General features: G+C 69.3%; 20 protein-coding genes. 10 read left to right on the top strand and 10 right to left on the bottom strand.

Annotated elements, in window-relative coordinates; all coding sequences use genetic code 11:
• Window positions 1-411: aldehyde dehydrogenase family protein (locus ABD240_RS05715; RefSeq protein WP_344336059.1), on the bottom strand; the 411-nt coding region annotated here is incomplete at its 3' end.
• A 298-nt stretch (window positions 412-709) separates the two neighbouring features.
• Here ABD240_RS05715 and ABD240_RS05710 point away from each other — a divergent pair.
• Window positions 710-1,081, top strand: a complete 372-nt coding sequence (locus tag ABD240_RS05710; RefSeq protein WP_291795281.1) for a nuclear transport factor 2 family protein — start codon at window positions 710-712, stop codon at window positions 1,079-1,081.
• A 168-nt stretch (window positions 1,082-1,249) separates the two neighbouring features.
• Here the strand turns inward: ABD240_RS05710 and ABD240_RS05705 are convergent, their stop codons facing one another.
• Window positions 1,250-2,272: a 3-hydroxyacyl-CoA dehydrogenase NAD-binding domain-containing protein gene (locus ABD240_RS05705; protein WP_344336054.1), complete on the bottom strand. Its 1,023-nt coding sequence runs from the start codon at window positions 2,270-2,272 to the stop codon at window positions 1,250-1,252.
• A 71-nt stretch (window positions 2,273-2,343) separates the two neighbouring features.
• Here ABD240_RS05705 and ABD240_RS05700 point away from each other — a divergent pair, with 71 nt between their 5' ends.
• Window positions 2,344-3,384 carry a hypothetical protein gene (locus ABD240_RS05700; protein ID WP_344336051.1) on the top strand — a complete coding sequence of 347 codons (1,041 nt, stop codon included), beginning with the start codon at window positions 2,344-2,346 and terminating at the stop codon, window positions 3,382-3,384.
• A gap of 513 nt (window positions 3,385-3,897) precedes the next feature.
• On the opposite strand, the gene ABD240_RS05695 is transcribed toward ABD240_RS05700, so the two are convergent.
• The 6 genes from ABD240_RS05695 to ABD240_RS05670 all read right to left on the bottom strand — a co-directional run bounded on the left by ABD240_RS05695 (window position 3,898) and on the right by ABD240_RS05670 (window position 10,783).
• Complete coding sequence (locus tag ABD240_RS05695) at window positions 3,898-4,581, bottom strand: GyrI-like domain-containing protein (RefSeq protein WP_344336048.1); 684 nt, start codon at window positions 4,579-4,581, stop codon at window positions 3,898-3,900.
• A complete protein-coding gene (locus ABD240_RS05690) occupies window positions 4,581-6,221 on the bottom strand; it encodes a long-chain-fatty-acid--CoA ligase (RefSeq protein WP_344336045.1) in 1,641 nt (546 codons plus the stop codon). Before ABD240_RS05690 ends, ABD240_RS05695 begins: the two co-directional genes overlap by 1 nt.
• A 129-nt stretch (window positions 6,222-6,350) precedes the next feature.
• A complete protein-coding gene (locus tag ABD240_RS05685; protein WP_344336042.1) occupies window positions 6,351-7,196 on the bottom strand; it encodes an SDR family NAD(P)-dependent oxidoreductase in 846 nt (281 codons plus the stop codon).
• 1 nt (window position 7,197) lies between these two features.
• The gene (locus ABD240_RS05680; RefSeq protein ID WP_344336040.1) at window positions 7,198-8,187 is read right to left on the bottom strand and encodes an NADPH:quinone oxidoreductase family protein; all 990 of its coding nucleotides are present in this window, start codon (window positions 8,185-8,187) and stop codon (window positions 7,198-7,200) included.
• A gap of 102 nt (window positions 8,188-8,289) precedes the next feature.
• Window positions 8,290-9,096 (bottom strand): enoyl-CoA hydratase-related protein, encoded by an 807-nt coding sequence (locus ABD240_RS05675; protein WP_344336037.1) that lies wholly within the window; start codon window positions 9,094-9,096, stop codon window positions 8,290-8,292.
• 145 nt (window positions 9,097-9,241) lie between these two features.
• Complete coding sequence (locus ABD240_RS05670; RefSeq protein ID WP_344336034.1) at window positions 9,242-10,783, bottom strand: AMP-binding protein; 1,542 nt, start codon at window positions 10,781-10,783, stop codon at window positions 9,242-9,244.
• Window positions 10,784-10,997: 214 nt separating this feature from the next.
• Between ABD240_RS05670 and ABD240_RS05665 the strand changes: the two genes are divergently transcribed.
• Together ABD240_RS05665 and ABD240_RS05660 are read left to right on the top strand one after the other, a co-directional pair.
• Window positions 10,998-11,624: a PaaI family thioesterase gene (locus tag ABD240_RS05665; protein ID WP_291798215.1), complete on the top strand. Its 627-nt coding sequence runs from the start codon at window positions 10,998-11,000 to the stop codon at window positions 11,622-11,624.
• A 482-nt stretch (window positions 11,625-12,106) separates the two neighbouring features.
• Entirely contained in the window at window positions 12,107-13,801 is a 1,695-nt protein-coding gene (locus ABD240_RS05660; RefSeq protein WP_344336030.1) for a BCCT family transporter, read from the top strand.
• Window positions 13,802-14,071: 270 nt separating this feature from the next.
• On the opposite strand, the gene ABD240_RS05655 is transcribed toward ABD240_RS05660, so the two are convergent.
• A complete protein-coding gene (locus tag ABD240_RS05655; protein ID WP_291798221.1) occupies window positions 14,072-14,815 on the bottom strand; it encodes a helix-turn-helix domain-containing protein in 744 nt (247 codons plus the stop codon).
• Window positions 14,816-14,829: 14 nt separating this feature from the next.
• Entirely contained in the window at window positions 14,830-15,582 is a 753-nt protein-coding gene (locus ABD240_RS05650) for an SDR family NAD(P)-dependent oxidoreductase (protein ID WP_344336026.1), read from the bottom strand.
• A 180-nt stretch (window positions 15,583-15,762) separates the two neighbouring features.
• On the opposite strand from ABD240_RS05650, the gene ABD240_RS05645 reads away from it, so the two are divergent.
• The 6 genes from ABD240_RS05645 (at window position 15,763) to dctP (ABD240_RS05620) (ending at window position 23,592) form a co-directional block, all read left to right on the top strand.
• A complete protein-coding gene (locus ABD240_RS05645; protein ID WP_344336023.1) occupies window positions 15,763-16,905 on the top strand; it encodes a thiolase family protein in 1,143 nt (380 codons plus the stop codon).
• Window positions 16,906-16,918: 13 nt separating this feature from the next.
• Window positions 16,919-18,079 (top strand): acyl-CoA dehydrogenase family protein, encoded by a 1,161-nt coding sequence (locus tag ABD240_RS05640; RefSeq protein WP_344336020.1) that lies wholly within the window; start codon window positions 16,919-16,921, stop codon window positions 18,077-18,079.
• Between the two features lie 431 nt (window positions 18,080-18,510).
• Window positions 18,511-19,047 (top strand): TRAP transporter small permease, encoded by a 537-nt coding sequence (locus tag ABD240_RS05635; protein WP_291798235.1) that lies wholly within the window; start codon window positions 18,511-18,513, stop codon window positions 19,045-19,047.
• A 38-nt stretch (window positions 19,048-19,085) separates the two neighbouring features.
• Entirely contained in the window at window positions 19,086-20,609 is a 1,524-nt protein-coding gene (locus ABD240_RS05630) for a TRAP transporter large permease (protein WP_291798238.1), read from the top strand.
• A 187-nt stretch (window positions 20,610-20,796) separates the two neighbouring features.
• Entirely contained in the window at window positions 20,797-22,098 is a 1,302-nt protein-coding gene (gene dctP / locus ABD240_RS05625; protein WP_291798242.1) for a TRAP transporter substrate-binding protein DctP, read from the top strand.
• 198 nt (window positions 22,099-22,296) lie between these two features.
• Window positions 22,297-23,592, top strand: coding sequence for a TRAP transporter substrate-binding protein DctP (dctP, locus tag ABD240_RS05620; RefSeq protein WP_291798246.1), 1,296 nt, complete (start codon window positions 22,297-22,299; stop codon window positions 23,590-23,592).
• The last annotated feature ends 34 nt before the right edge of the window (window positions 23,593-23,626 follow it).

Raw genomic sequence — 23,626 nt, 5'->3', positions numbered from 1 at the left:
GTAGGGGAAGTTCCAGGGCATGATGCCCAGGATCGACCCGACCGGACGCCGGCGCACGAACGCCTGGTCTTCCGGCGCTGTCCCCCGCAGGGGTTCATCGGCCATGAATGCTTCAGCGTGCTCGGCGAAGTACCGGTAGATGAGTTCGCAGAGCTTGAGCTCGCCCTTGGCCTCGGCGATCTTCTTGCCCATCTCGAGGTGGATGATCTCGGCAAGCTCATCAGCACGCTCGGCGTAGATGTCCGCAACCCGGTTGAGGATCGCGGCACGCTCGGCCACGGGGCGTGCTGCCCACGGGCCGAAGGCGTCGTGCGAACGCTGCTGAGCCTCCGCGATCTGCTCATTAGTGGCGGTGGGGTATTCCTCGACGACCTCACCGGTCGCAGGATTGAGAATCTGATAGATCGACATCGAGCTCTCCTTCTCCATAGGTGGCGTCTGCACGGTCGTGAGACCCGCCGTCCAGCCGGCGGCTCTGCCAGCTAGTGTGGTTCCCACGTTATGCGGGTCACAGCCCGCAAGGCAAAGGAGTCCGTCCGCTGTTGAGACTCGTCTCAGGTTGCGTCCCCTGCAGGCTGCCCGGGTCTCTGGACCAGCCAGGTCTCAGGACCAGCCGGGTCTCAGGATCCGCCTGGCCTCCGGTTCCGCCGGGCACCCCGTTCAGCCAAGTACCCCGTTCCGCCAAGCCGCAGCCCCGAGGAGAGAAGCCATGTCCCAGTTCCAGCCCGCCTCCCGCACGGAGGAGCGTGCCCTCCACTACTACGCCACCGTGGACGCCGGAGACGCGGAGGCCACCGTCGCCCTGTTCTCCTCCCATGCCGTCTACGACCGCCCCGGGTACCCCACGCTCACCGGCGAGGAGGTTGCGGAGTTCTACCGCGGCGCGCGCGTCATCTCCTCCGGCCGCCACACCGTCACGGAGATGGTCTCCAGCGGCAACCGGGTGGCCGTCCGCGGCACCTTCGACGGCGTTCTCAAGGACGGGACCGAGGCGCACGAGGGCTTCGCGGACTTCATGCGCTTCGATGAGGCCGGTCTCATCGCCGCACGCACCACCTACTTCTTCCGCGCGGCGGTGTGAACTGAGCACGCCCTGACGCCGGAGGCTCGTTGTGCATCCGGCACCGCGGACGGGCCCGGTGCGGCGCCTCGGCCATTCCGGGGCGTGACCTCATACTTCCCCCGCACTGGGCCTCCGCCGCTCCGCACAGCGCCACCATGCGGCACCGCGCGTCTCCCGCCCGGGCCGTCAGCCCTCCTGCGGCTCGCCTCGGAGGCGGAGCACTCCCTCCTGGAAGCGGTCACGTTCCGCGGCGATCTCCGCACGGGGCGGCATGCCGTAGGCGGCCTCCGTCTGTGCGAACACCGGTTCCATGCCCTCCGCGGACATGTCCGGTTCGTGGAGGTCGATGGCGGCGAAGGACGGCCCGATGTGCTCCATGAGCCCGCGCAGACCCTGCGCCCCGCCGCCCGGGTGCAGGCCCTCCAGAGGTCCGACGGCCGCCCAGCGCAGCCCCAGCGAGTTCTTCACCGCGGTATCCAGGTCTGCCGCGTCCACCACACCACTCTGCACCAGGTGCACGGCCTCGCGGAGCACCGCGTTCTGGAGGCGGTTGCCCACGAATCCCCGCACCTCCTGCTTGAGCACGATCGGCGCGCGCCCGTAGGAGCGGTACATCTGCACGGCGCGCTCCACCGCCTCCGCTGCGGTCCGCTCCCCCGGCACCACCTCCACGAGCGGCATGATGTGGGGCGGGTTGAAGGGATGACCCACGAGCACACGGGCAGCCGCGGCCTCGGGCAGATCCGCGGCGAACCGACTGGCCGGGATCGCCGAGGACGAGGACAGCAGCAGCGCGTCCTCCGGCGCCGCTTCCGCCAGCTGCGCGAACAGCGCGGCCTTGGCGTGCGGCTCCTCCGGCCCGCTCTCCTGCACGAACTCCACACCGTCCACGGCCTCGGCCGCGGTGCTCGCCCGGGTGAGCGCGCCCTCCGGAAGGCCTGCGTCCGCGGTGAGTGCCGCCAGGACCTCTGCGAGGTCGTCCCGCGGATCGAAGACCGTGACCGCGGTGCCCGCCGCCGCGAACAGTCGCGCCCAGGACAGTCCGATGGTGCCCGCACCCACGACGGCGGCACGCGCAGGCACCCCCGCCGAGGCAGCCTCGGGCGGGGCGGGTGTGCTCACCTGTGCGGAGGCAGGGGTTCCGCCCTCCGCGGCGGCTGCGGCAGCCGGGGCACCGGACACGGGACGGGAGGCATGCGGATCGTTCATGCTCGCCACTCTACGACCGCCGACCTGCGCAGACACTCCCCCACCGCCCGCCCGAGTGGCAGAATGTCGCCATGGATGCAGCAGCAGGAATCAGCCCCCAGACCATCGAGGCGGCAGAGCACGAGCTCGAGCTGGCGCAGGAGCGCGCCGGGGTGGAGCTGCGCCTCATCCACGACCCGGCATCCGCCGCCGAGGCCTCGCTCCTCCTCGACGAGGTGTGGAACGTGGGCGCCGCCGGCACCACCGTCATGGAGCCCAGCCTCCTCATGGCGCTGGCGCACGCACAGAACTACGTGGGTGCGGCTGTGGACCCGGAGACGGGCGAGCTCATCGGCGTGACGGTGGGCTTCTTCTCCTCGCCGCCGGAATGGGCGATGCACTCGCACATCGCCGGTGTGCGCCACGACGAGGTGGGCCGCGGCACGGGAGCGGCGATGAAGCTCCACCAGCGCCTGTGGTGCCTGGAGCGCGGCATCACACAGATGACCTGGACGTTCGATCCGCTCATCAGCAGGAACGCGTACTTCAACATCGGCCGTCTGGGGGCACGCGTGGTGGAGTACCACGAGGACTTCTACGGCCAGATGCGCGACGGCGTCAACGAGGGAACCGCCTCGGACAGGCTGCTGGTGTCCTGGGACCTCGAGCGGTCCGCGGGGTGGGGCGGCGTCCGGCTGGGTGAAGGGGCGGCGGAAAGCGTGGACGCGGCAGGAGAGGTTGCCGCGGACCGAGGTGCCGGCGGGGTCGGTTCGGATGGGCGCGCGGATGCGGCGGGCGCTGCCGGCGGGGCGGATGCGGCGGGTGCTGCCGGAGGGGCGGCTGCCGTCACACGCGGACGGGCAGGTGCGGGCGGGCGTCCGCGGCTGGAGGATGCGGTCCCCGCGCTCAGCATCGACGACTCCGGCAGGCCGCTCGAATTCGACGTGCCGCGGGAGGCCGAACTGGTCAGCCTCGCGATCCCCAGCGACATCGAGACGCTGCGCGGTACGGACCCGCAGCTCGCCGACGCCTGGCGGCACGCACTGCGCCGCGGCATCACGGAGCTCATGGCGGACGGCTGGGAAGTCGCGGACTTCCACCGCTCCGGCGCGTATCTCCTCACCCACCCCTGAGCGGGGCTGCGCGCGGTGCGGTGCGCATGGCGCACAGCGCCCGCACCCGGGGCCCCGCACCGGACTCTGCGCACCTCGCACCGGACCCCGCGCCTAGCGCACCACACCCGGCGCACAGCGCACCGCACCCCGGGGCGCCTCGCACCACACCCCGCGCGCCTCACACCGGACTCGGCGCACCTCGGACCACACCCCACAAATCCTCTTTGCCGCCCACGTATAGGTGGGCGGCAAAGAGGATTCGCGGTCTTTCCGAAAACCGCACCCCGTGAATGCTTTGAGCCACCCACGTATAGGTGGGTGGCTCAAAGCATTCGCGGTGCCGGTGCTCCCAGGGACAGCTACCGCTCAGCGCGCCAACACTCGCCGCACCACCGCGGCACCGCGCACAGCGCCTCACCGCGTCAAGTGCGCCGCTTCCGCGCTCACCGCCTCACCGCGCTCACCGCCTCACCGCGCTCACCGCGGCACCGCGCACAGCGCCGCACCGCGGCAAGCACACCAGCACTCTCCTCAGCGCTCCAGGGCGGTGAAGAGGTCGGTGCGCAGCTCGGCCGGGTCCATGTCCGGTCTGGGCTCCGTCACGTAGACCTCCCAGAACGGCACGGCGGGCGTCTCACCCTGCGACTCGAGCGCGGCGACCAGGGTCTGCCATGCCCCGCTCAGACCATCGAACCCGCCCAGGTATGTGGCAGCGGCGATGCGTCCGCCTGGGACAGCGGAGGCCACCGCACGCAGTTCGAACACGCGCCCCTCCGCACCACCGGCCTCGGCACCGGGGCTCGCACCGGCCTCGGCGCCCGTGCCAGCCGGCCCGACCTCGGCACCCACCGGCCCGGCGTCCTCACCGGACGAGGCACCCATCTGCGCGGCACCCACCGGTCCAGCACCCACCGGCACCGTGCCCAGCAGCGCCTCGCCCTCGAACACGCGGTCCACCGGGATCCCCACCTCGATGTCCACCGTCTGCGCGGGAGCGGAGGTGTACAGCGAATACGCGGGGCCTGCCGGCCGCACCCCGGCCTCGGCGAGCGCGGGGAACAGCCCGGTGAACACGGTGTCGAACAGCGCCGGCAGTGCGGCGGTGGGGTATCCGTCCACCCGCACGGCCACCGTCACGGTCTCGTCCGCGGTCACGATGTCCGGATGCTCCGGAGCACCGTAGGGTCCGGGCACCACGGCACCCTCCCCGCTCATCACGCGTCCTCTGCGGCCCGCTGACTGCGGATCGCCTTCTTGTCGAGCTTGCCCACGGAGGTGCGGGGCAGCTCGTCGACGAAGACCACCTCGTCCGGCAGCTGCCACTTGGCGAAGCGCTCGGAGAGGCCGGAGCGCACGTCGTCGGCGGTGAGTGTCTGCCCCTCCGCGGCGACCACGTAGGCCACGGGACGCTCGTCCCACTTCTCGTCCGGCACGCCGATCACGGCGGCCTCCTTCACCCTCGCGTCGTCGAGGATCGCGTTCTCCATGTCGATCGAGGAGATCCACTCGCCGCCGGACTTGATGACGTCCTTGAGGCGGTCGGTGAGCTTGACGTAGCCGTGCGCGTCGATGACGCCCACGTCGCCGGAGCGCCACCAGCCGTCGAGGAACCGGTCCGCATTGTCGTCGAGCTTGTGGTAGGAGGACGTGATCCACGGGCCGCGCATGATGAGCTCGCCCATCGACTTCCCGTCCCGCGGCAGCTCCTCACCGGCCGGATCCACCGCCTTGATCTCCACGCCCAGGAGCGGGAGGCCCTGCGCGCGCTTGAGGTCCCAGCCTGCATCCTCGTCCAGCCCGGCGAGCTCCGGCTTGAGACGCCAGTTCAGCGTGGCGAGCGGGCTCGTCTCCGAGGCGCCGTAGCCGTGGATGATCTCCGCTCCCGTGAGGTCCTTGAAGCCCTTCATGAGGGAGACCGGGGGCTCCGTGGAGCCGCTGACCATGCGGACGTGCGAGAGGTCCGGGATCTCCGGCTGGGCCCTGAGGTACTGCAGCAGGCCGGAGAAGATCACGGGGGCGCCGTTGGCCACCGTCACCTTCTCCTCCACGAACGCCTGCGCGATCGCGCTCATGTCCTCGGCGGAGAACCGGCCCGGCAGCACCAGCTTGGCGCCCACGGAGGTCGCGGCCTGAGGGAAGCCCCAGGAGAGCACGTGGAACATGGGGGTGATGGGCATCGTCACGTCCGTGAACGTGAGGCTCAGCCCCGCGTCCACGCCCAGCGAGTGCAGGTAGGAGGCGCGGTGCGAGTAGTAGACGCCCTTGGGCCGCCCGGTGGTCCCGGTGGTGTAGCCGGCGTACGCCGCGGTCTTCTCGTCCACCTCCTCGAACGGGTAGTCCTCACGGGCCCCGCTCATGAGGTCCTCGAGGAACACCGCACCGGGCAGGCTCGTCTCCACCTCTGCGGCGGGGCGGTCCGAGGCGACGATCCACTGCTTGACGTAGGACTCGCCGGCGAGCTTCTCCGCGATGGGCAGCAGCGACTCGTCGACGATCACGTATTCGGCCTTGGAGTGGTTGACCACGTAGGCCAGGTCCGCCTCGCCCAGGCGCAGGTTGAGCTGCACCATCGTCGCACCCAGGCTGGGGACGGCGAAGTACGCCTCGTAGTGACGACGGGAGTTCCAGTCGAGGACGCCCACGGAGCTGCCCGCCTTCACGCCCAGCGAGGCCAGCGCATCCGCCATGCGTGAGACGCGGGCGAACTCCTCGCCGTAGCTGCTCCGGCCCCAGCTGCCGTCCGAACGCCGGTGGACCACCTCCGTCTCCGCGAAGGTGGTGGCCGCGTAGCGCAGCAGGGAGAGGACGTTGAGCTGATAGTCGTCGCCCATGGTCGAGGGGATTCCGTGGAGCATTCTTCGCCTCCGTCATGTGGCCCGCAGTGGGGCGTCGGTCCTGAGCCGGGCACCGCCGGCCGCTGCGGAAGTCCCCGCTCGGCCGACGGTGCCCGGGTGCGCAGCCCAGTGTGAGCTGCGTCTCGAATCTCAGAATACGGTGTAACCCCCGTCGATGACGAACTGCTGCCCGTTGACGTAGGAGGAGCCCGGAGAGGAGAGGTACACGGCCGCCGCCGCGAAGTCGTCGGGCGTGCCCCACCGGCGCTCCGGCACCCGCGAGATCACCTTGCGGGTGAACACCTCGCTGTCCTGCGAACCCTGCGTCATGTCCGTGGCGATCCAGCCCGGGAGTACCGCATTGGCGCGGATGCGCTCGCGGCCGTACTCCACCGCGATGGCCCGCATGAGCGAGAGCACCGCGCCCTTCGTCGCGCCGTAGAGCGAGTTGCGGCCGGCGCCCTCGATCCCCGCCAGCGAGGCCAGCAGCACGAGCGAGCCGCCCTCGCCCTGGTCGAGGAACTGGCGGAGGGCCGCCTGGCAGCTGGAGATGACGCCCTCCACGTTGACGGCGGAGACCTTCCGCCACGCCTCGAGGTCCAGCTCGTGCAGCCGGCCGTACATGCCGGACACGCCCGCGTTCGCGATGAGCGAGTCCAGCCTGCCGAACCGCTCCAGCGTGCCCTCCATCGCCCGGTTCACCTGCGCGGGGTCCGCCACATCGCAGACGAAGGAGGCGACCCCCGGAACCGGTGCCCCGGCCTCGGCGGATCCCGCACCGGAGGCGCCCGCACCGGCAGCCCCCGCGGCCGAGGCCCGGCTCGCCTCCGCGAGCGCGCTCAGCTCCGCCGCGGCCGCCGCGTTGGTCTCCTCGCTGCGGCCCCAGATGGCCACGTTCGCGCCGGCCTCCACGAGGCCTCGGGCCATGCCCAGGCCGATTCCGCGGTTGCCGCCGGTGACGACCGCCGTGCGGCCGGTGAGATCGAATGCGCTCATGTCAGCCCTCCGCCTTCACTTCGAGGAGCACCTTGCCGCGCACGGAACGCGTCTCCAGTTCGCCGATCGCCTTCGATGCCTGCTCCAGCGGGTAGACGGCGTGGATGACGGGGTCGAGCCGGCCCGCCTCGAGGTGCTCCCACATCGCCTCCCACTGGCGGCGCACCAGATCGCGGTCCTTGGCGAAGGCCGCGCCCCAGCCCACGCCGGCCACGCCCACGTTGTTGAGCAGCAGCCGGTTGACCTTGACCTGCGGGATGGCGCCGGCGGTGAAGCCCAGGACCAGGGCCGTGCCGAACGTCGCGAGGCAGCGCAGCGAGTCCGTGAAGCGGTCGCCGTCCTGCGGGTTGCCCACCGGGTCCGCGACGAGGTCCACGCCGTCCGGGAAGAGCTCCTTGACCGCGTCCTTGAAGCCGTCGCTCAGCACGGCGTGCTGTGCGCCCAGCGCACGGACGGTCTCCGCCTTCTCCTCCGTGGAGACGACGCCCACCACGGTGGCGCCCATCGCCACGGCGATCTGCACGAGGGCGGTGCCGAGGCCGCCCGCGGCACCGTGGACGAGCACGGTCTGTCCGGCCTCCAGCCGGCCCCGCACGCGCAGGGCGAAGTCCGCGGTGAGGAGGTTCATGGGCATGCCCGCGGCCGCTTTGAGGGAGACGGAGTCAGGCAGCTTCACGGTGGCGTTCGCAGGCGCGATCATCGTCTCCGCGTAGCCGCCCTTGTTGGAGATGGTGGCGATCCGGTCGCCCGGTGCGAACCCCTCGACGCCCTCGCCCACCGCCGTCACGATGCCGGAGGCCTCGGCGCCCAGCGTGAACGGCGGCTCGTGCTTGAGCTGGTACAGCCCGCGGGTCTGGAGGAGTTCTGGGAAGGTGACGCCGGAGTAGGCGACGTCGAGCTGGATCTCTCCGGGGCCCGGCTGCGGTGCCTCGACCTCGCGCAGCTCGATGGACTCCGGACCGTCGAGTGTGACTACCTGTACGGCTTTCATGTGTTCCTTTCCTCGCTCCGCGGACGGGGCCGCGGGGCGCTGGGGGTAGGAGTGCTGGGGCTGTGACCGGGAATGAGCGGAAGGCGCGCCCGAGGTGCCGGCTCAGCGACCGGTGAAGGTCGCCGCGCGCTTCTCGCGGAAGGCGGTGGTGCCCTCCACGTAGTCCTCCGAGCTCAGGAGCATGCCCTGGCCCACGGTCTCGCGGTCGAGGACGTTCTGCAGGGTGCCGAGCGTCTCCGCGTTCACCGCCCGGCGGGTGGCCGCCAGCGAGAGCGGGGGGCCCGCGGCGAAGGAGGCGGCCACCTCGGCGGCGCGCTCCAGCGGGGTCTGCTCGGAGACGAGCTCGCTCGCCAGACCCCATTCGAAGGCCCGCTCTCCGTAGACCCGCTCGGCGGTGAGCGCCATGCGCATGGCCCGGTGACGCCCCGCCGAGGCCGCCACGAGGGCGCTCGCGCCGCCGTCCGGCATGAGGCCGATCTTGGTGAAGGCGAGCATGAGGAACGACTTCTCGTTCATGATCACGTAGTCGCATGCCAGCGCCAGGGAGCAGCCCACGCCCGCGGCCGCGCCGGAGACCGCCGCGATGGTGGGCACGGCGGAATCGCGCAGGAGCACCATGATCTGGTTGATCTCCGTGAGGATCGAGCCGGTCTGCGCCGAGTCGCGCTTGGCCTGGAGATCCGCGCCGGAGGAGAACGCCCTGTCCCCGCCGGTGAGGACGATCGCCCGCGAGCCGTCCGTCTGCGCCGTGCGGAGAGCGTCGAGGAGTCCGAGCGCCACCTCCTTGCTCAGCGCGTTGAGGGTCTCCGGGCGGTTGAAGCGGATGGTCGTGATGCCGGCGTCGTCGGTGGTGACGACGAGCGGCTGTGCGTCTGCGGGCTGTGCGTCTGCGGGGGCCTGGTCTGTCATGGTCCTCTTTCTCTGTTCGTCTTCAGGCCCCGGATGTCTTCCGAGACCGGAGGTCTGCCGGAGGGGTCACCGTCCGGCGCGGATCCCTCTGCGGCGGCGACGCCGGCAGATCGCGCGGCGATGCGGCCGCGCAACGGCCCGGCGGTCAGCTCCGCGCGAGCTCCGGATCCAGCTTCCGCTTGACCAGTTTGCCCGTGGGCGTGCGCGGAAGCGCGTCGATCACGCGGATCCGCCGCGGAATCTTGAACTTCGAGATGCGGCCGTCCAGCCATTCGAGCACCTCGGCACCCAGGTCGCGCTCCGGCGAGACATGGTCCTCGGCCTCCACATAGGCCACCGCGATCTCGCCGAGCTCCTCGTGGGGCTCCCCCACCACCGCGACATCGCGCACGTCCGGGTGGAGGGCGAGCGCGTTCTCGATCTCCTGCGGGTAGATGTTCACGCCGCCGGTGATGATGAGGAAGCTCGTACGTTCGGCGAGGTACAGGTAGCGGTCCTCGTCGATGTACCCGAGGTCTCCCGTGGTCGCCCAGCGCGGGTGGTCCGGGTGCCGGGAGGCGGCGGTCTTGGCTTCGTCGTGGAAGTAGCTGAACATCGACTTGGCGGGATCGATCTCGAAGTAGATGGTGCCCACCTCGCCCGCGGGCAGCTCCTCACCGTCCGGGCCGCAGATGTGGACGGTTCCCATGTAGCCGTCCCGCCCCACGGAGCCCGGCTTGGCGAGCGCCTCCTCCGAGTCGATGAGGGTGAGTCCGGGGGCCTCCGTGGACGAGTAGTACTCGTAGACGACGGGGCCGAACCACTCGATCATCTGCCGCTTGACCTCCGCCGGGCACGGAGCCGCGGCATGGATGGCCGCCCGCAGCGAGGAGACGTCGTAGGACTCCCGCACCTCGCGGGGCAGCTTGAGCATCCGGATGAACATGGTGGGCACCCACTGCGAGTGCGTCACGCCGTACTTCTCGATGGTGGCGAGCGCGGCCTCGGCGTCGAACCGCGGCATGATCACGGCGGTGCCGCCCCGGGCGTGCGTCGTCATGACGAAGCGCAGCGGAGCGGCGTGGTAGAGCGGCGCCGGCGAGAGGTAGACGGTGTCCTCGCCGAAGCCGTACACGGAGGTGAACAGCTGGACGAGGGGGACGTTCGGATCGTCGACGGACTGCTCCTTGGGCTCCGGCAGGATGCCCTTGGGACGTCCCGTGGTCCCGGAGGAGTAGAGCATGTCGTCACCGCGCGGCTCGTAGTCCGGCTTCTCCGTCGAGGCGGCGGCGAGCACCTCCTCGTAGGAGTCGAATCCCGGCAGCGGCTCCCCCAGCCAGATCCGGTGCTCCACGTCCGCGCACAGCTGGGCGAGCTGGGCGGCGTTCTCCAGGCTGCCGGAGACGAGCACGACCTTCGCCTCGCAGTCGTGGATGATGTAGGAGCTCTCCTCCGCCGTGAGGTGGGAGTTCACGGCCGTGATGAGAGTGCCGGTCCGCAGCGCCGCCCACATGGCCTCGACGATCTCGAAGCGGTTCTCCGCGACCACTGCGAGGTGGTCCCCCGGCTGCAGGCCGAGGCTGCGGAAGTGGTTGGCCAGCCGCAGCGAGCGCTCCTCCAGCTGCGCGTAGGTGAGGACCGCGCCGGTGTCCGCCATGATGAGCGCGGGTTTGTCGGGGTGCTGGGTGGAATGGGCTCCTGGGTACATCGGATCACTTCCTTGTGACGAGGCGATGCGGGTGCGCAACGGGCGGACAGCGACAGCCTCGCCGCTGCACCGCTCACCTGCGGCGCTACACTGCGGACAGTGGAAGCGCTGACTGAACGTTTGCTAAGGACCCTAACCGGATCCCCTTCCGCAGACAAGATCGCCACCCCGGCGGCACCGCTGCCGGGCAGATTCGGACCAGAGAGGACGCAGAGTGAGCGTCTCCCCCTTCGCAGAGCACACCACCCGACTCACGCGCAGCCTCATCAATGCGCTCGTCTCCGAGCATGACGATGCGGCCCTCGCCTCCCGCGTGCGGGAGATCGCCGCGGATCTGAGCGCCGCGGCGGAGGATCCCTCCGTGGTGGAGATCCGCGACCCCATGCGCCCGCGCAGCCGCTTCCGCCTGGACCTCACCCCGGCGTCCTCGGCGCGCAACCCCATCGCTCCGCCGCTCGAGATCCGCCACCGTGTGCGCGGCGCGGCAGAGGACGACGGGACCGCAGAGTCCTATGCCGACGTGGTGCTCCCGTTGCAGTACCAGGGCCCCCCGGGGCGGGTGCACGGCGGGATCGTCGCGCTCATGCTCGACCAGGTGCTCGGGGATGCCGCGCACGCCTCGGGCCTGCCGCCGGCCTTCACCCGCGAGCTGACCCTCACCTACGATGCGGGCACACCGCTGAACTCCACCGTGCGCGTGAGCGGCCGGATCAGCAGGATCGAAGGCCGCAAGCGCTTCATGGAAGGGGAGATCACAGCGGACGGAGTCGTCACCGCCCGAGCACGCGGCCTGTGGATCTCGCCGCGGGAGCAGAGCGCACCGGCATCGTCCCGGAGCTGACTCCGCACCAGGCGCTCGGCCTCGGCGGCCTCCGCCCGCACCTCTCCCGCACACCATCCCAAGCTGCGTACATGACGCCCCACCCGTCCTGTACGCAGACGCAACTTGCCGGGGAGCAGCTCCGCCCGGCCGCTCCCCGGAGCTGTTTCCGCCGCGCCCTCCGGGTTTCCGGACTCCGCTGAGACGTTTCCCACCTGCGGCGCTCTGCGGTGGGTTCCTCAACCCCTCTTGTGGTTGACTGTTGCGCTGCACATGAGGCGAGCCTGACGGCTGACGGAGACGCTCCGGATCCCGCTCGCCTCGACGCCTCTGAAGCGCCGTGCAGCGCTTCCGCTGCGCCTCAGGCATCCGGCCGAGCGCACAGTGCACCTCAACGTTAGCGAGACCCGATGCCCGAGCGCTCCAGCGCCGCGTCCCCTCAGCCCGTACATCCCTCAGCACCTTCAGCGCACACAGCACCTCCAACACCCCCAGCGCCCTCAGTGCTCGACCGCAAGGTCGCCTTCATCAGCATCGGCATCCTGGCCGTCTTCATCCTCCTGGCACTCGTGTTCCGCGACGCCGTCACTCACAGCATCGACACCGCGTTCGCGGCCTCCTCGCAGTGGTTCGGCGGCTACTGGCAGTACCTGCTGCTCGTCACCTTCCTCGTCGCGATCGTCCTGGCCTTCACCCCCTATGCCCGTGCGCGCATGGGCGGCACCGCCACGGTGGAGTACAGCCGCTTCAAGTGGCTCGCGATGATCATGTCCACGCTGCTGGCCGGCGGCGGCGTGTTCTGGGCGGCCGCCGAGCCGGTGGCTCACTACCTCGACGAGCCGCCCCACTTCGGCACCGCGGCGACCGCGCAGGAGCGGGTCACCAACGCACTCGCGCAGAGCTTCGTGGACTGGGGCTTCCTCGCCTGGGCGATCCTGGGCACCCTGGGCGCCGTCGTGATGTCCTACGCGCACTCCAAGGGCATGCCGCTGCGCCCGCGCACCCTGCTCTACCCGGTGATGGGGAAGAAGATCCTCACCAGCTGGGTGGGCACCGTCGCGGACATCGTCTCCGTCCTCGCCGTCGTCGCGGGCACGGTGGGCCCCATCGGCTTCCTGGGCCTCCAGGTGTCCTACGGGATCTCCGCACTGACCGGGATCCCGGACGGCTACCCCATGCAGCTGACCATCATCGCGGTGCTCACCGGCGTGGCGGCGCTCTCTGTCTCCTCCGGCCTCAGCAAGGGCATCCAGATCCTCAGCCGCGTGAACATCTGGATGGCGCTGATCCTCATGGCCGCGGTCCTGCTCCTGGGCTCCGCCGGCTACGTCCTGCGCGCGTGGGTGGGCGGGTTCGCCACCTACGTCGCCGACTTCTTCAGCCTCTCCCTCTACCAGGGCGACCAGGCGTGGCTCTCCGGCTGGACCGTGTTCTTCTTCGGCTGGTTCGTGGGCTACGCCCCGCTCATGTCCGTCTTCGTCGCCCGGATCTCCCACGGCCGCACCCTCCGCGACCTGCTGCTCAGCAACGCTGTGCTCGCGCCCGTCGTGACCACCGACTGGTTCACGGTGCTGGGCGGCACGGGCCTCGCCATGGAGCTGCAGAATCCGGGCAGCGTCACCGGGGCCTACGCCTCCGACGGCGTCCCCGCCGTCGTCATGTCGATCTCCGCGCAGCTGCCCCTCTCACTGCCCGTGGCCGTGTTCTTCCTGATCCTCACCACCATGTTCGTCACCACGACGACGGACTCCATGTCGTTCGCGATCGCGCAGTCCTGCACCGCCTCGGGCGAACCGTCCACGCGCATGCGGGCGACCTGGGCGGTCATCATGGGCGTCGCCGCGGCGGTGCTCATCTCGATCGGCGACGGCGGGATCGGCGCTCTGCAGTCGTTCATCGTCATCACCGCAGTGCCGGTGGGCTTCCTCATGCTTCCGTCCGTGTTCGCCGCTCCGGTGTTCGCGCGCCGCATGGCAATCGAGCAGGGAGTGGTCACCCCGCGCGGTGGGACCGCGCGTGCGGCTGGGGAGGGTTCGGCAGAGCCCGCGCCCGAGGCCGTGGCGGGCGCTGAAGCCCAGGCCGGGAAGGTGCCCACCGGCGGATCTCCGTACGAGGCAGAGATCGGGCTCGCCACCGCTGATGTGCCGGAGGCAGAGCCTGCGGTCACGTCAGCAGGCCGGTCCGCAGAGCGCGGCTGACTCCCGCAGCCGGCCTCGCTGCAGCGCAGCAGACAGCGAAGCCGTGCCTCCCGGCATCCGGGAGGCACGGCTTCGTGCATTCGTTCAGGTCTCAGCCCCAGCCGCAGAGCCGGGCCGCCGGTTGCAACGTGGTCCCGCTGGATGCAGACACGGGACCCTCGGAGGCATTCGCCAGGGGCTCATCCGCCCGGTGCGGCGATGCACGGTCGTCCGCAACGCTCAGACTTCCACCGCGCTCAGGCTTCAGCAGCACTCAAACGTCCACCGCGCTCAGTCCTCTGCGTCGTCCTCCACGTCCAGCAGCACGCGTGCGGAGGCGAGCCAGGTGGCGCGCATCGGCTCGGTGTCCATCGGCCTGCCGGAGAACGCGTAGGTGAGCGCCATGCCGCGCATGCTGGTGAAGAGCAGGTCCAGCACCTGCGGGAACCGCGGATGCGCACTGAGCTGCGGTCCCGCGAGCACATGGGCGTTGGCCCGCACCCTCCGGAGCACGCTCCGCTCATGGTCGACGATCTGCCCCGCGAGCTCGGCGTCCGTGCGCGCGGCCACCCAGGTCTCCACCGCCGCCCAGAAATTGGGTTCGGAGAAGCTCGACCACAGCCGGTCCAGCATCCAGGCGAGGCGGGCGGCCCGGTCCTCGGCGGCCGGCGCACCGGCGAGCTCACCGAAGGAGCCTCCGCGCGCACCGCTGCCGCCCGCAGCACCCTCCGGCGCCTCCGCGACCGCCCCGCCCCCGGCCTCGGCACCGACACCGGCAGCGTCCTCCTGCAGGTGCACGGCGGCCAGGCGGTCCTCCGTGAGCCTGCGGGTGGCCGCGGCGAGGAGCTCCCGCTTGGACGGGAAGTGGTGGAGCAGCTTGCCGCGCGAGACCCCTGCACGCTGCTGCACGCGCAGGGTGGTCGTCGCCGCGTAGCCGTCCTCGAGCAGGCAGTCGATCGCGGCGGAGAGGATGGCGTCCTTGGCCTCCCTCCCCCGCCGCTGACCGCCCTGCCCGCCCTGCGCCTGCGTCTCCACGTCGCGGCTGCTGATCAGCGCGGCGCCATGCGGATAGAGCCGTCCAGGCGGATGGTCTCGCCGTTGAGCATGGGGTTCTCCACGATCTGCGCAGCCAGGAGGCCGTACTCGGACGGCTCGCCCAGACGCTTGGGGTGCGGAACCTGCTCGCCCAGCGACTTGAGCGTCTCCTCGGAGGCGCCCAGCATGAGCGGGGTCTTGAAGATGCCGGGGGCGATCGTCATGACGCGGATCTTCTGGCTCGCGAGATCGCGGGCGGCGGGCAGAGTGAGACCCACGATGCCGCCCTTGGAGGAGGAGTACGCGGCCTGGCCGATCTGGCCGTCGAAGGCCGCGGCGGAGGCGGTGTTGATGATGACGCCGCGCTCCTCGCCCGCCGGCTCGATCTCCGCCATGAACGCCGCACCCAGGCGGAGCACGTTGAACGTGCCGATGAGGTTGACGCTGATGACCTTCTTGTAGGCGTCGAGCGGGAAGACCCCCTTGCGGCCCACGATGCGGTGCGAACCGCCGATCCCGGCGCAGTTGACGACGACGCGCAGGTCGCCCAGCTCCTTCGTCCGCTCGAGCGCGGCCTGGACGGCGTCCTCGTCCGTGACATCGCCCTCGACGACGATGACGTCGTCGCCCAGCGCATCGGCCTCGGGCGTGGTCCTGAGGTCGAAGACGACGACCTTGGCCCCGCGGCTCAGGAACTCCTTGACCGTGGCGAGGCCGAGTCCGGACGCGCCTCCCGTGACGAATGCGACCTGATCCTTGATCTGCATGTGATGACTCCCCTTCGAGCGAGTGTGTCTGCGAATCTGCGGCGCCTTCCACCGCACCAGTCCATATTGACTGGTTTGAGGCGATATGTGAAGCTGAACGCACGATAAGTACCGTCTCGACAGGTGCGTCGCCAAGCATGCCGGGCGCGGAGGCGTCCGGCCCATTCGAAGGAGAATCCCATGCAGGACGCAGTCATCGTTGCCGCCCGCCGCACCCCCACGGGGAAGCGCGACGGCGTGCTCTCCGGCATCCACCCCGCAGACCTCTCCGCGCTCGTCCTCGAGGACATCGTCGCCACCACGGGCATCGACGCCGGCCTCGTCGAGGACGTGATCTGGGGCTGCGTCACCCAGGCCGGCGAGCAGACCGGCGACATCGCCCGCACCGCAGCGCTGTCCGCCGGCTTCCCCGAGTCCGTCACCGGCGTCACCGTCGACCGCCAGTGCGGCTCCTCGCAGCAGGCAGTGCACTTCGCGGCCGCCGGCATCGTATCCGGCCAGTACGACATCGCGATCGCCGGCGGCGTCGAGTCGATGTCCCGCAATCCCATGGGCTCCTCCTCCCAGGGGAAGAGCCCCTACGGCGAGAAGTTCAGCGCCCGCTACGACGGCGCCCGCCCCAATCAGGGCATCGGCGCGGAGATGATCGCGGAGCAGTGGGGCTTCTCCCGCGAGCAGCTCGACTCCTTCGCCCTCGAATCGCATGCCAAGGCCCAGGCCGCCACGGAGGCAGGCCGCTTCGAGAGCCAGATCATCCCCGTGGAGACGGAGCACGGCACTGTCACGAAGGACGAGGGCATCCGCGCCGGCGGCACCCTGGAGAAGCTCGCCAAGCTGCCCACCGTCTTCAAGGAGGACGGCGTCATCCACGCCGGCAACGCCTCGCAGATCTCCGACGGCTCCGCCGCGCTCCTCATGATGAACGGCGACCGGGCGAAGGAGCTGGGGCTCAAGCCGCTGGCCCGCGTCCACACCGCCGTGCTCGCCGGCGCGGACCCGAAGATCATGCTCACCGCACCCATCCCGGCCACCCAGAAGGCGCTCGAGCGCTCCGGCCTGAGCATCGACGACATCGGCGTGTTCGAGGTCAACGAGGCCTTCGCCCCGGTCCCGCTGGCCTGGCTCAACGACCTGGGCGCGGACGCCTCCCGGCTCAACCCCAACGGCGGTGCCATCGCCATGGGCCACCCGCTGGGCGGTTCCGGCGCGCGCCTCATGACGACGATGCTTCACCACATGCAGGACAACGGCATCCGCTACGGCCTGCAGACCATGTGTGAGGGCGGCGGCCAGGCCAACGCCACCATCCTCGAGCTGCTCTGAGAGAGGACGAGACGTGAAGAGGAATCTCTACACCCAGGACCACGAGGACTTCCGCACCACCGTGGCCGCCTTCCTCGACAAGGAGGTCGTGCCCCACTTCGAGCGGTGGGAGGAGGCCAAGATCGTCGACCGCTCCATGTGGAAGGCGGCCGCCGAGGCCGGTGTCATCGGCTTCTCCCACCCCGAGGAGTACGGCGGCGGGGGCATCGAGGACTTCCGCTTCGAGATGGTCCGCGCGGAGGAGGTCGCCAAGCGGGGCGTGGGCTCCGCGACCGGCGGCTGGGGCGTGTCCGACGGGATCGTGCCCGGCTACCTCACAGCCTTCGGCTCCGACCACCTCAAGGAGAAGTACCTGCCGGGGCTGGCCTCGGGCGACCTGATCTCCGCCATCGCGATGACGGAGCCCGGCGCGGGCTCCGATCTCCAGAACATCCGCACCCGCGCCGTGCGCGACGGTGACGACTGGGTCATCAGCGGCGCCAAGACCTTCATCACCAACGGCCAGAACTGCGACTTCGTCGTCGTGGTCGCCCGCACGGATCCGGACGCCAAGGGCTCGCGCGGCACCTCGCTGTTCATCGTGGACGCGGATGCGCCCGGCTTCACGAAGGGCCGCAACCTCGACAAGGTGGGGCTGGCGGCGCAGGACACCTCGGAGCTGAACTTCGAGGACGTCCGCGTGCCGGAGTCGCAGCTGCTGGGCGAGCTCAACAAGGGCTTCATCCATCTCATGGTGAACCTGCCCTACGAACGGCTCACCATCGCCTCCGGTGCCATCGCGGGAGCGCGCGCCGCACTCGACGGCACGGCGGAGTACGTCTTCAGCCGCGAGGCCTACGGCCGCACCATCGGCGATCTGCAGAACACGCAGTTCGAGCTCGCGGAGATGGAGGCCCGCCTGGATGCGGTCGAGGCCTACGTGGACAAGTGCGCACTCGCCCTCAACGACGGCGACCTCACCGCGGTGGACGCCTCCAAGGCGAAGATGGTCGCCGCGGAGCTCCAGCTGGAGATCATCAACCGGTGCCTCCAGCTGCACGGCGGGTTCGGGTACATGCTCGAGTACCCCATCGGCAGGGCGTTCCGCGACAGCCGCATCCAGACGATCTACGGCGGCGCCACGGAGGTCATGAAGCACATCATCGGCAAGGACATCAAGTCCCGCCACCACTGAGGCCCTCCGCCCACCCGGGCGCAGGAACCGCACCCCCAACTCCCCACGTTACGTCTGCGTAGCGGCCGCCCACCGCGGCCGCTACGCAGACGTAACTTGCATATGGGCGGGTTCCGCGGGGCCTGGATGCAGGCCGCCTGCGGCACAGGCACCGGGCCGCTTCGGTTCCCATGAATTTCCGCGGCACGGTTCCCATGGATGTCCACGGCGCGGGACCCTTCGCCTCCCCGGCACGAGCCCCTTCACAGCCCCGGCTCCAGACCCTTCCGTCGCACTCTAGAGTGTTGCCTGAATCACAAATCGAGAACTTCCTCAGATTCTCCTGACACGGCATTGCAAGTGTGATGATCATTCGATAAGTTCATCCACGTCGTCCGCGGCCTGACCCCTTCGGTCCGCGACAGAACAGTTGAAGGCAAAGGTGGCTTCTCATGCACAACCTGAATCAGCTCATCGACCGGCTGCTGTCCGCCATCACCGGCGTCGCAGTCATCGCGATGATGCTCCATGTGGTCGCGCACGCGCTCATGCGCTTCTTCTTCAACGCCCCTCTCTACGGCACCAACGAGATCGTCGCCTTCTGGTGGCTGCCTGCCGTGGCGCTCCTGGGAATCCCTGCTGCGCATCTGCAGAAGGAGCACATCACGGTGACGATCATGCTCGAGAACCTCAACGCCCGCACAGCGAACGTCTTCCGCATCTTCGCCTGTGCCGTGGGTGCGCTCATCAGCCTGGGCTTCGCCTGGTTCGGGCTGGAAGAAGCCATGAAGAACACCCAGATCGGATCTACGGCCGGCGTCACCGACATCATCACCTGGCCCGTGTACTACCTGGTCCCGCTCGTCTTCCTGATGCTGCTGGTCCTCTACATCCTCGACATCGTCGTCATCGCCCGCACGGGCCGGTCCGATGTCGATCCGCTCACGGGTGAGACCGTGAGCAATGAGCCCACCGAGGCCCCGCTGTGAGCCGCATCCCGACTGACACGGCAGACGAACGGAACACCATGACCGAAACCTCCTCCGCTCCGAGCGCAACGACGCCCTCGCTGTTCCCCTCCGCACGGCGGGGCTCGCAGAAGCTCAGCCTCAAGGCCCTCCTCATCTGCTTCGGCCTGCTGGCCGTGACTCTGGTGGGCTTCTTCACCTCCTCTTCCGGGCCTGCCGCAGGTATGTGGTGCATCGGCATGATGCTCGTCCTCATGTTCATGGGCGTCCCGGTCGCCATCTCCTTGGCGATCCCCAGCCTCGTCGGCGTGTACGGGCTCGCAGGCATCCCGGCGACCGTCAACATCCTCTCCACCGCACCCTTCAACTCGGTGTCCAAGTGGTCCTACTCCGTCCTGCCCATGTTCATCTTCATGGGCATGCTCCTGGCTCAGTCGGGCATGGCCACTCGCATCTACCGTGCCACGGACCGCTGGTTCTCCTGGCTGCCGGGCGGCATCGGCATCGGTACCACAGCCGCCGGCGCGGGCCTGGCCTCCGTCTCCGGTTCGACGATCGGCATGACCTACACCCTGGGCCGGGCGGGCATCCCGGAGATGCTGCGCGCCGGCTACGACAAGCGCGTGGCTGTGGGCACCGTCATCGTCTCCGGTCTGCCCGGCGGCCTCATCCCGCCGTCGATCCTGCTGGTGGTCTATGCGGGCATCGCCTCCGTACCCGTGGGGCCGCAGCTCATGGCCGGCGCAGTCCCCGGCATCCTCATCGCCGTCACATTCGGGCTCTTCATCTTCTGCCTGGGCGTCTTCGCTCCCAAGCTCGTGGGCCGCGGCAAGGATGCCGGAGGCGAGAAGCGGGTCATCACCTGGAAGGAGCGCTTCCAGTCACTCGGCGAGATCTGGGGCTTCCCGGTCATCATGCTCGTGCTGTTCGGCGGCATGTTCTCCGGCGCCTTCACCCCCACCGAGGCCGGCGCCGCCGCTGCTCTCACCGCGCTGCTGCTCACGATCTTCTACACCCGCAAGGACAAGCCCGTCTCCAAGGTGGGGCATGCGGCCATGTCAACGGTGTCCGCAACCGCAGCGATCTTCTTCATCATGATCGGTGCGGAGATGCTCACCCGCCTGCTTGCCATCACCGGCCTCGCTCCGGTGATCACGGACTTCATCGTGGGTCTGGGCCTCAACCGCGTGGGCTTCCTGCTCATCCTGGTGCTGCTCTACCTCGTCATGGGCATGTTCTTCGACACTCTGTCGATGATGCTGCTCACCATCCCGATCCTCCTGCCCACGCTGGCGGAGATGGGAGTGAACCCCCTTTGGTTCGGCGTGTTCGTCGTGCTGCTGGGCGAGCTGGGCATGATCACTCCCCCAGTGGGCATCCTGTCCTTCATCGTCCACAACATCTCGAAGAACCCCGAAGTCAATCTGGGGCAGAACATCACCCTCAAGGACGTGTGGACCGCTCTCGTCTGGTTCCTGCCGGTCGCGGTGCTGTTCCTCATCATCATGATCGCGGTACCGCAGATGACGGAATGGCTGCCGGCACTGCTGGAACGGGCAGCCGGAGCCACAGCGACGGAGTAGCCACCGGCTAATTCCGCCGCGGAACGCGGGCGAGTACGGTGAGTCCGCCCTCGCCCGCGTTCCGCGCGCGGGGCGGCCGTCCTGGCCAGGCCAGGCCGGGCCACCTTCTCCCGAAGACCACCCCCAGACCGCGCGCTGCGCAAGCCGCGGGCACACAGAAACAGAATCCAGAAGGCGAACCCACACCATGTCACTGCACACATCCTCTCCGCGCACTGCCCCGGCCGCCGGCCGTCTGGCAGGCGCCACGGCCGGCATCGCCGTCCTCTCCCTTGCTCTCTCCGCCTGTGCCGGGTCGGCTGGCAATGCCGGCTCCGGCGGAGCCGGCGGCGGGGAAGGCTATGAGGTCGGTGCGGACCAGGCCGAGATCGACGCGGCGCTCGCAGATCTCGATCCCATCGAGATCATCTATCAGCCCTCGGCAGCCTCGCAGGCGTCCGTCCAGTCCCCCTCCGGCACCGTGCTGGCGGAGGCCATCGAAAAGCGCTCGGGCGGAAAGATCAAGGTCGACATGGTCTGGGGACAGGCCATCGCCCCCTACGGCGAGCTCGACTCGGCGCTCGCGGACGGACGAGTGGACCTCGCCTACTCGCTGCCGGTGTACAAGCCGGCGGAGTACCCGGCGGTGAACGCCCTCGGCGACGCCCTGGGCGGCACCAACCCGTCCCCGTTCGTAGGCGAGCTCATCACCAATGCGACGGCACTCGACGTCGCATGGAACACGCCGGAGATCCTTGCCGAGTACGAGGACAAGGGCATCCGCCCCATCGCCCCGCTCACGGCCTCGGGCGGCTACTACTCCGTCTGCAACGACACCGGCATGTCCCAGGAGGACTTCAAGGGCCGTCAGGTGCGGATCGCTTCGAAGACACAGGGCGAGCTCATCTCGCACATGGGGGCCTCACCGGTGTCGATGGAATACACGGAGACCTTCGAAGCGCTCCAGCGCGGCACTGTCGACTGCACTCTCGGCCAGCTCGTGCCGTCCGCGGAATCCGGCATCTTCGAGGTGGCCCCCAACGTGGGCTACATGACGGAGACGAGCTTCTCCCGTGCTCCCGGTGCCCTCGTGGTGGGCTCCAAGTTCGAGAGCATGCCGCTTGCCTACCAGCAGGTCATCTTCGACTCCTACGCCGACTACTTCCAGGGCCAGATGATGACGACCATCGGCGGCAACGCGGACGGCATCCGGCAGGCAAAGGAAGCCGGTGGTGAGATCGAGCAGTTCCCGGAGGAGTTCCAGTCCGAGATCGCCTCGTTCAACGAAGAGAACCTCGCGGCGATCAACGAGGCCGGCCCGATCGAGGGCGATCTGGAGGCCGCTGTCCTGGACGCCCAGGAGAAGTGGACTGCCAAAGCCGAGGAACTGGGCTACGAGGACGGCGGCACCACCGCTGACATGGACGAGTGGTACGACCAGGAGTCCGACTTCCGCCCGATGGGTCAGGCGATCTTCGACGAGGTCTTCCTCCCCCACCGTCCGTCCTGACGCACTGCGCGGACCCGAGACCGAGGCACTCGACGGAGTCCTCGGAACTCCCGGATGTGCGTCGTCGCACACGGCGGCGCACATCCTCCCCACAGCTTCCGGCGCGACGGAGCAGTCGCCCGGCCTCAGCGCGACAGGTTCGCTGAGACCCCGGAGCACCTCGGTGCTCGCACATGATCGACTCAAAGGAGAGCCGAGATGACGACAGTGAAGATGTCCCATTCGATCCTGCCACGTGCCGTGACCGCGGTGGCCGGCGGCGCAGCCCTCGCACTCACGCTGAGCGCCTGCGCCGGATCTGCCGGAAGCGCCGGTGGCGGAGGCGGCGGGGAGTCCGCGGGCTTCGCCTACGACGCACCGCAGGAGGAGGTCGACGAACTCCTCGCCGACCTCGACCCCGTCACGATCAAGTTCCAGCCCTCGTCCGCGTCCCCCGACTCCGTCATGGCACCGGCGGGCACCGTCTTCAAGGAGTTGGTCGAGGAGCGCTCCGGCGGCAAGATCGAGGTCGAGATCGTCTGGGGTCAGGCCATCGCGAGCTACGGTGAGGTCCACGACGCGCTGGCAGACGGCCGCGTCGACGTCGCGTTCACCCTGCCTCCCTACGACCCGGCCGAGTTCCCTGCGATCAACGATCTGGGAACAGCGATGGCTGCGTTGCCTGCTTCCCCTCTCGTGGGTGAACTGGTCGCCAACGCAGTGGGCAACGAACTCGGCTGGTCGAATCAGTCGGCCCTCGACACCTACGAGGAGAAGGGGATCACCCCCCTCACCCCGCTCGCGGCCTCGGGCGGCTACTACACCGTCTGCAACAAGGAGGTCCATGGCACAGACGACTGGAAGGGGCTGCAGGCTCGCGCCGGCTCCAGCGCCCAGGGTGCGATGATCCAGAGTCTGGGCGGCACCCCTGTCTCGATGGAGTACGCCGAGACCTTCGAAGCCCTCCAGCGCGGCACAGTGGACTGCACCGTGGGCCAGCTGGTCCCGTCCGCGGAGTCCGGCATCTTCGAGGTCGCTCCGAACTTGGGCTATACGACTACGGCGAGCATCCCGCGCCTGGCCGGCGCCTACCTGGCCGGTTCCAAGTACAAGGAGCTCCCGCTCGCCTACCAGCAGATCATCTTCGACTCCAACGCGCTCGCAGGCTCCGGTGGTATGCAAGCTGTGATCGGCGGCAACGCCGCCGCGGTCGCGCAGGCCAAGGAGGCTGGCGGAGACGTGTCCGCGTTCGACGACGAGCTCCAGGATGCCATCGGAGAGTTCTCTCAGAAGGCGACCGAGGAAGCCATCGGCAATGGCCACATCGACGAGAACATCCTCGCCACCATTGCGGAGGGAGAAGAGCGCTGGGCCGAGGAATTCGCAGAGCTGGGCTACGAGGACGAGGGTGAGGTCTCCGACTTCGACGAATGGTTCGACCCGGAAACCGACTTCATGCCTTACGCCAAGGCCAGCTACGAGAAGGGTCAGGCGATGGAGCATCGCCCCAGCTGAGCGGTTGACCGTATGAGCCGCTCCCTCACTATCG

The organism is Brevibacterium salitolerans, assembly GCF_039531405.1.
GTDB lineage: Bacteria > Actinomycetota > Actinomycetes > Actinomycetales > Brevibacteriaceae > Brevibacterium > Brevibacterium salitolerans.
This window is presented reverse-complemented; position numbering and strand designations above follow the sequence as displayed.

Bases quoted from the DNA above. Each gene is read 5' to 3' on its own strand.
- ABD240_RS05710 (WP_291795281.1), top strand. From the start codon at position 710: ATGTCCCAGTTCCAGCCCGCCTCCCGCACGGAGGAGCGTGCCCTCCAC.
- ABD240_RS05695 (WP_344336048.1), bottom strand. From the start codon at position 4,581: ATGAGCGGGGAGGGTGCCGTGGTGCCCGGACCCTACGGTGCTCCGGAG.
- ABD240_RS05630 (WP_291798238.1), top strand. From the start codon at position 19,086: ATGACCGAAACCTCCTCCGCTCCGAGCGCAACGACGCCCTCGCTGTTC.
- ABD240_RS05645 (WP_344336023.1), top strand. From the start codon at position 15,763: ATGCAGGACGCAGTCATCGTTGCCGCCCGCCGCACCCCCACGGGGAAG.
- ABD240_RS05680 (WP_344336040.1), bottom strand. From the start codon at position 8,187: ATGAAAGCCGTACAGGTAGTCACACTCGACGGTCCGGAGTCCATCGAG.
- dctP (WP_291798246.1), top strand. From the start codon at position 22,297: ATGACGACAGTGAAGATGTCCCATTCGATCCTGCCACGTGCCGTGACC.
- ABD240_RS05670 (WP_344336034.1), bottom strand. From the start codon at position 10,783: ATGTACCCAGGAGCCCATTCCACCCAGCACCCCGACAAACCCGCGCTC.
- ABD240_RS05685 (WP_344336042.1), bottom strand. From the start codon at position 7,196: ATGAGCGCATTCGATCTCACCGGCCGCACGGCGGTCGTCACCGGCGGC.
- ABD240_RS05675 (WP_344336037.1), bottom strand. From the start codon at position 9,096: ATGACAGACCAGGCCCCCGCAGACGCACAGCCCGCAGACGCACAGCCG.
- dctP (WP_291798242.1), top strand. From the start codon at position 20,797: ATGTCACTGCACACATCCTCTCCGCGCACTGCCCCGGCCGCCGGCCGT.
- ABD240_RS05635 (WP_291798235.1), top strand. From the start codon at position 18,511: ATGCACAACCTGAATCAGCTCATCGACCGGCTGCTGTCCGCCATCACC.
- ABD240_RS05690 (WP_344336045.1), bottom strand. From the start codon at position 6,221: ATGCTCCACGGAATCCCCTCGACCATGGGCGACGACTATCAGCTCAAC.
- ABD240_RS05650 (WP_344336026.1), bottom strand. From the start codon at position 15,582: ATGCAGATCAAGGATCAGGTCGCATTCGTCACGGGAGGCGCGTCCGGA.
- ABD240_RS05705 (WP_344336054.1), bottom strand. From the start codon at position 2,272: ATGAACGATCCGCATGCCTCCCGTCCCGTGTCCGGTGCCCCGGCTGCC.
- ABD240_RS05700 (WP_344336051.1), top strand. From the start codon at position 2,344: ATGGATGCAGCAGCAGGAATCAGCCCCCAGACCATCGAGGCGGCAGAG.